This window comes from Bartonella sp. LB28NMGDW, from assembly GCF_042194435.1.
Lineage (GTDB): Bacteria > Pseudomonadota > Alphaproteobacteria > Rhizobiales > Rhizobiaceae > Bartonella > Bartonella grahamii.
Genome location: NZ_JBHIMX010000024.1, coordinates 1 through 7,669 on the forward strand (window position 1 = coordinate 1; position 7,669 = coordinate 7,669).

5 protein-coding genes are annotated in these 7,669 nt (G+C 39.1%); all 5 read left to right on the forward strand.

Annotated elements, in window-relative coordinates:
• The first annotated feature begins 335 nt into the window (after positions 1-335).
• Entirely contained in the window at positions 336-1,538 is a 1,203-nt protein-coding gene (locus ACFIKG_RS08090) for an MFS transporter (protein WP_375652075.1), read from the forward strand.
• A 214-nt stretch (positions 1,539-1,752) separates the two neighbouring features.
• A complete protein-coding gene (locus ACFIKG_RS08095; RefSeq protein ID WP_375652076.1) occupies positions 1,753-2,427 on the forward strand; it encodes a hypothetical protein in 675 nt (224 codons plus the stop codon).
• Positions 2,428-2,437: 10 nt separating this feature from the next.
• Positions 2,438-3,676 (forward strand): DUF2087 domain-containing protein, encoded by a 1,239-nt coding sequence (locus tag ACFIKG_RS08100; RefSeq protein ID WP_375652077.1) that lies wholly within the window; start codon positions 2,438-2,440, stop codon positions 3,674-3,676.
• 479 nt (positions 3,677-4,155) lie between these two features.
• Positions 4,156-5,340: an MFS transporter gene (locus ACFIKG_RS08105; protein ID WP_375652078.1), complete on the forward strand. Its 1,185-nt coding sequence runs from the start codon at positions 4,156-4,158 to the stop codon at positions 5,338-5,340.
• A gap of 386 nt (positions 5,341-5,726) precedes the next feature.
• A complete protein-coding gene (locus tag ACFIKG_RS08110) occupies positions 5,727-5,966 on the forward strand; it encodes a hypothetical protein (protein WP_375652079.1) in 240 nt (79 codons plus the stop codon).
• Positions 5,967-7,669: the final 1,703 nt, after the last annotated feature.

Sequence of the window (7,669 nt, forward strand, 5' to 3'; positions counted from 1 at the left end):
AAGGATACTTTCATGCTTTAAAACGTCTACCTCTAAAGCAAACACAAAAAAAGCTGCACGCATAGTGCAGCTTTTTTGTGAAATTTTCTGATTGCCCTTTTGTATCATTGTCTCTCATATCAGAAAATTTCGCCAGCCCATAATCCTTCAATATTCCCCTTTCAAAAAACATAAGGAGCTGCTCATCACTGCCAATAGGCATTGTGCTTGTTTTGAAGAGAGCTCTGAAAACTTCCTTTCTCAACTGATCATCAAGAAAAACTATACAAAGCATGGGATATACCATAAACACGTAGAAGAAAATTGTACCTTATAACCTCTTGGGGAGGAGCATTGTGACAAAGAAAAAATCCATGATTTTCGCCCAAACTGGGCTTTTTTTCGTTTTAGGCTTTAGCAGCTTTGCCGATGAAACAGCACAAGTTACATTTGCTCTACACTTAGCAGAAAGCACAGCTTCTATTTCAATGCTGCTGTTTGCAGGGCTTATCGGGGCAATTTGTGCCGGACCCATTGCACCACGCCTCTTGCATCGCTTCCAACCAGTACACACAGTCACTGTTGTTTTATTGTTTGAAGCGCTTTTCATAGCCGCAGCTGCAATCGCAAACCAATTTTGGGTTTATATTGCCCTTTCTTTCGCACTAGGTTGTGCTGGTTCACTCTTTTGGTCCGCTATTCTTGTTGCGGTACCTGACTTCGCAAAAAATGATCAGCAATTAGACCGTATCAATCGCGTTATCCAAACAGTTCGTAATCTTGGCTATATTGCCGGACCACTCCTAGGGGGTGTGTTGTATGGTCTATCGAACGGGCAAAAAGGATTGTTTGCACTTTCAATCATGGTTCTTTTTGCTACCTTTATCACTCTCTTCTGTTTTAAAAGTTTAAAAATTCATACACAAAAGACAGATACAACACAGCAAGCCAAAAAAGGACTAGATTTAGCGGGTCTCTTGCGCAAAAAAAATGTCGTCTATGCTCTTGCGCCCCTCATCATCACTATTATCCTCACCTCTGCTCTCAACGTCTTATCGATTGTCCGCATTCGTACCGATCTCAACTTAAGCGCTGAAACCTATGGGGTGATCACAAGTATGCTAAGCCTAGGCTTAGTGGTTGGTCCACTCTGCTTCTCCAATCTTTTCCACCATTTTGGCAATGCCGCTGGTGCATCACTAGCTGCCGCAACCATTGGCTTTGCAATTTTCTGTTTTTCCTTAACAAACTTCACATGGCTGATGATGCTATCATTTTTCATCCTTGGGAGTGCCAATGGTGTGCAAAATGCCTTAATGGCAAGTTTTATGATGAAAGCCATCCCCAAAGAACAACGAAACAGTCAAATGCCTGCCTATATCTTCATCATACAGACATCCGTATGCCTTGGCTTTCTAGGAGCCGGCTTTGTAAAAGTGCATCATACCCAAAGCACACTGTTTATCATTGGCATCGCCACAATGATCGCAGGCATATTAGGTTTTATTGTGAACAGTGCCGTACAAAAAAAGAAACAGAGAGAATTTGATAATGGTTAGTGGACGAGGCGTTTTTCTCAAGCAAACCATACACCCCAAAAGGACATGACAATCACCGCCCTATCAAATCCCAATAAAATCCTTATCAAATCGTTGTATCCCATGCAACCCCATACCAACCCAATAGGACTTTGATAAACCACTCTTTAATGTAGAGCAACTAATAACCCTCCCAAAAACTTGATATTTTAAAGTAAAAAAAAACGATAACATCATGCAACAAGACCCTATAGGCTTAAACTTTTACAATGGAACAGGTGGTTATGTATGGCAACTGGCAGACACCATGCAACATGACTTGAATGAAAACATCCACACCCTTGAATTGCAAAAACCAACGCCGCCCATAGCCATCAATTCTTTCGCTGTATACCCACGTGAACTCAATCCTTTATCACGCGTTCAATGGGCAAAAGACGTACAGATAACGAGAAATAAACCAGCACTCATTGGCAAACGGCAAATACAACCCATCACCATTGTTTCTACAAAAGGAGCGGCATTTGGCGGATTCGACTTTCCCACATTTGAAGCACTTCGTGAAGGCTGCCTTGTCCAATCACTAAGAGAAATACAATTCTATAGTACTCTTCTTGCCTCTGGAAGTCTTTTGATATCACTGCTACGACACGGTCTCATCGAAACAGATCAAAAAGCATTTTCAGAAAATGATGCAACCGCTCTTTTACGAGAGCCAACATGTATTATCATAGATTCTTCTCTTGGCAGTCTTGCCATTAATCAACTCAATGGGCGTACAATCCGGCTTCATGAAAAAACAAAACATCTCTTGAAGCAAGCCACCACACCAATACGTATTCAATATCCGCTAGAGGATTCAATAAAGTTTTTTATAAAAGCAGGAATGCTACGATTGGTAAAATTATAAGGATAAAAAGATGCAGCTGATAAGACCTGGCATGGGAACAGAAAATAGTGCACAGCTCATTTATGCGCTTATTCAAATGGCAAGACCGCGCACAGTCATTGAAATCGGTGCTGGTGATAGTACGCGCTTGATTGCTAAAGCACTGCAAAAAGCAAAACAAGCATGGCAACAAGATAAAAAACTTTTAGAATCCTCCACCTGGGAAGAGCGCACAGCTTTGCTTGCCCCTTCAGGAATCCTTGAGAATTACGAACCTCGGCTTATCACCATTGATGATTTTACAGTCGAAGGTCAATCAGCAGAAGAAGCATGGCAAAAACTGCTTCAAGACGGTATTGAAAAAGACATGGTAACATTTATCCATGAGAATTTCTTCTCTCTCGATGATGAAACGCTCAAATCTTGGGGACCAATAGATTTTGCTTGGCTTGATGCTGGTACTCCCGCAGATGATGTGCGATTTGTTATAACCCTTTGGGAACACATCACCGCGGGTGGTTATCTTTGTTTGCATGAACCAACCATGACCTCAACCGTTGCGCTTAATGGGGCACAGCGGGTGCGACGTGTCAGAACCCCTTTGTGGGAAGAAATTCTCTACCGGCTTGATGGCTCCTATGAAGCTTTAACACTCCCCGAAAACCACAAATATCGCCAAAGTGGTCTGGGGATTATTCGCAAACGCACCTCTGCGGAACAAATTGTACGCGCACAATCGCTACAAGCAGAACTCATAGAAATCAATGAACTGCCCATTCGAAATGATATTTTGCCCATGGGAAAAGAAGCACTTCACAAACGCAGCACACGCAATTCGCTGATCTCTGCCATGACCTCACCGACACTACGCGCTGTTTATGCCGCCATTATCCTTGGTGCAAAAAATCTTACTGATATCCTCAAACATGTCGATTCAGATGCCAAAACCATTCATAAATCCATCAATCGCCTTTTGAATCTCGGACTTATTCACAACACAACAGAAGGATTTCAAGCGAGAGATACATTATGGCAAGCGCTAGAAGAAAAAAATGAACGGAATAGGGAAAATTTAAGCGACCGCCATTTAGAAACAGAAGAGATGCTATCAAAAATTGGTGAAGCCTTTCAAAAGGAAAAAATCTATAGCGAAACGGAAGTTTCCAAGATATGCAATCTCTTTACGGTAGACTTTGCCCGATTACGGCGCACTCTTGTTGAGAAGGGGTTTTTACAACGCCATGGAGGCAAATATCAACGCATGCGCTAAAAGAGGATGAATAACCTTCCACTAAAAAAATATAATTTCATTAAAAGGTTATAAAATCATTCATCTCATTCATATGTTGACAATCTATGGAGCGGTTAGTACATCCCCTTCATAAAGGATACATTAGAGTAACAAGAATGCGGGGGAAAAACAAAAATGTGGGGTGTCAGTTGGTTATCAAATAGGATTAGAAACAGTCAAAACCATCAAGAGAAGATATGGGATCAAGGTCTCAATGACCTGACGATTATTGCGCGAACACCAAGGCATAGTGTTGTTGCTCAACCCAGATCATGCTCGATATTTCTAAAAACATCGTAGAAAAACAAAAAATAATATTCTTGCAGTGGACTGACCGGTAAATCAATAAAGATACTATTTCAACGAAATGTGTTCAGCGGAAACAGGGCTCATAAGACGTCCTCAACAGATACAACAAAATGTATTTGATCATTTAACAGCACTTCTATGGAAATTCCATGAGCAAAAATAAAATTCCTTTTTTCATCTATAGCGCAGTTTTTCTTTCTGAATTTTCCTTTTTCTTTGTACTCCCTCTGATTGGAAACTCTTCTCTCATAACTGCTGCCAATGTTGCTTTTTATCTCGCTGGATCAGTAATCCTTGAAAGCATTCTCATGGTAACCACAACGGGTTTATTAGAAAAATTTTCGCGTAAACTCTTAATGGCTACCGCCTTTATTTTAAGGAGTATTGCTTTTGTGTGCATTATCCTATCGCTTACACCTTCTGCATGGTTGATCTTTTTTACCTTAATGGCTTTTTCGAAAGCAATTTCCAAGCCATTTTTGAGAGAAATTTTATCAGAACATCTCAATGGAAGTACTCTTAAACGCGCATTAACTCTCTATTCTTTTTTTCAAAACGCTGCTGTCGTTATCGCCCCTCTTGTTGCAACGAGTGCCATAAAATATAACGCATCGACCTTCTTAACGGCTTTTTTTGCACTCATTGGTTTGTATCTTTGTGTTTTATCCATTCAAATTGTTTATCACTACCCCCATAAAAAATTATCTCTTGAAAAGAACAAAAAAATAAAGAAGCCTTTTCTTTCTTCTTTAAAAACAATAATCCATAATCGTTCTATCACTTATTTGCTGGTCACGGCTTTGCTTTGTGCATTCCTCATGGGAATTTTCATCACCACCACAACACTTCTCAATAAATTTGACAGCAATCTCGCCCCTTATAGTGGAATTTTCTTTTCAATTGTTGGCATCAGTATTTGTATCTGGCAAGGAATAATCAATAAACATCTCAGCCTTTCTGATAAATCAACTTTCTACCTATTATGGCTTATGGGAAGTTTTGCTGCATTTTTCCTCATAGGTGGCGTCTTTACCGCTGTGACTGCGTTAATTGCCTACAGTGTCTATGAATCTGTCATGGTTCCAGAAATATACTATCAAGCAGGGAAAACAACTGCATCCCTCTCAGCCAGTGTTCTTTTTAGTTATATCCTTGTTGTTTCAAATATTGGCCAAGCTGCCGGCTCATGGACAAGTGGATGGATCATCAGCCATTTCAACAATCACATCGCTTTCACCTTTTGCATGATTGTTGGTATCTCCGCCTTTGCTTCTTGCCTTTGCCTCATGCAAACTAAAAAAATAAGGAACTTCAATGTCACATATAATTTTTGAAAACCAGTAGCACAACAAGGGTGCCCAAAACACTTCGCCATAAATGGCTCAATTATGAGTTTGTAACACACTCTGCGGCAAAGAAGCTCGAAACTGTCTTTAAAGATTGCTCTGTAAACGCCGTTGCAAATTGTCTCACAGCTTAAAGGATTATGGGGGGATTTTTATTTGTACATGAAATTTGTAGACTGCTCAAAGTAACATATTATCCATTTGCCTCTATGGTTGATCTTGAGACTTTGAGTTCAGCTATCGAAGAATTTTCTATCGATACCATCATATGCCTGCCAAGTTTTGCGGATAAACTTATTACGATATCTCGGAAGCAAAAATTAAAATGTCTAAAAAACCTATTCTATCTTTGAGAAGCCTTTCAAGCTGAATCTGTGTCGAAAATAAAAGACATAATCCCTGAATTAGATATTAAACCTCTTAGCTTTACCACAAAAGAAACTTCTCCAATAGGATTCCAGTGTTCCGAGATTGATGGTGACATTTATCATCTTTATGATCACATTCAAGTAAAGTCAAATCCTGAAAATGATGAATTAATTGTCTCTGTTTTTTATCCTAAAGATGTACCATTACTTGAACACGCCACAGGTGATGTTGTTCATATTGCATAGGATCAATTATGCGATTGTGGCTATCATGGCCATACCTTACACCTGAAAGGAAGAACACTAACTTTTTATAATATTATGGGAACTTCAATTTCTGTACACGATTTTACAAATGTCTTAAATCTTCAAGGTTGCACTCTCTCGGCGAAAGACTATTTAACTCATTATAATCAATCAATTTGAAAACGGTGTTGGCGTTTTATTGTTTATTGATTCACGTTACGATATTGAAAGAAATGCCCTTTTATCATCCCTCTCATCCTCTTATCTGATAAAAGACATTATCAATAAATCACAATTTTTCCATGTTTGCTTTATGCAGAAATCTCAATTTATTCGCTCCTCAAGCTCTGAAAAAATAAAATCCTTTTTTCAAACGACTGAATATCCTATAGTGCTTGATGGTGATTTAGTAGAAATTAAATAAGATAAGATTATAAACTTCATCGATAAGTTCTTCATTATCACTGGAACCTTACACGTTTTTTTCCTTGCTCTTAGCGCAATAAGCCTTTCCATAAAAGCATTTCGAATAAAACAAAACACAACCTTTAAAGTAATTTGCACAAAAGTATATTTAAGGTAGGGTAAAAAATCATCTAATTTGTATCTCCTTGTACAGAGGACAGAGATAGACACCTTGCGCATAGATATGTGGTTAAGCTCACAGGAAAGGTAAAAGCGTAAAAGAAAGCAGCACCTCTTTTAGTTTAGCTTCTTCGAGCCTTTTAAGTGCAAAAATTACAGAGCTTAAGTTTTAGTTGAACAAACCCTATTGTAAGGGTCAGGCTGTTAGTTATAAGGCATTATCTCAAGCTATTAGCTATTTAGTGTTCACTTTTTCACAGACGATAATACCTCTGAACTTCTTTATTATAAAATTGCTGCAAGAATGTTCCGCCTGCTTTGAAAAGACAAAAAACATCCATAGCTGATCTCTAAGAGCATGCTTTTGTGTGGTGTAGCTTTACAAAAACAGCTTCTAAAAAAGCCCCAAGCCTATACAGCTAAAGGAGGGGATGTGAGGAAGTATTATCTTTTAAGGATTAAGGAGTATGGCTTTCTGGTAAAAATATCGTTCTAGCTCTATAACAGGTAGCCTCTTGAACGATGTGGAATAAGGAGCAAAAGAGATACAAGAACGCCCTTATTTTTCACAAGCTTTTGTTCTCTGAAGATTATCTAGTAAGACTTAAGCGCACGCGCCCCATTCCCTCAGTATAGCCTTCTCTATAGCTTATAAAACCCAATATTCCTATAGCGAGATAAAATTTAATGATCACGCGCTCTATAACTTCCCCTCCCCACGTGCCAGCTTCCATTCAAACGTCAGTACCGATGGCTGCAAAAGCAAAAAGCCACCTCTTCTTTTTCTCACGCAGAAAACTTTTTCTCCATCACGCTCATTTCAAAAAGAGATCGCAGAAATCATCAATTCTTCAAAGAACATGCCATCCTAGAAGCGGCAAAAGGTGCTAGAGCAGATGGCCCAAGAGATGATGTGAGATGTCCCTTTCAAAACAGATAGTACATTGCGCCAAGGATAGGGATATACAGCGTCTCATGGCTTTCTCAATTATGATTTATGTATGTTAGGATAGGTGTAAGAAGCTTTTCTCTAGATGCTTTAACGATAAGAGAATGACAGCAGATACAGAACCACCCTTACGTTTTTTTTCTGTCTGTTCCGATACACAAGTTAGCAA

What these genes read in the sequence shown, in the direction of transcription:
- ACFIKG_RS08105 (WP_375652078.1), top strand. Translation starts at nt 4,156, where the DNA reads ATGAGCAAAAATAAAATTCCTTTTTTCATCTATAGCGCAGTTTTTCTT.
- ACFIKG_RS08095 (WP_375652076.1), top strand. Translation starts at nt 1,753, where the DNA reads ATGCAACAAGACCCTATAGGCTTAAACTTTTACAATGGAACAGGTGGT.
- ACFIKG_RS08100 (WP_375652077.1), top strand. Translation starts at nt 2,438, where the DNA reads ATGCAGCTGATAAGACCTGGCATGGGAACAGAAAATAGTGCACAGCTC.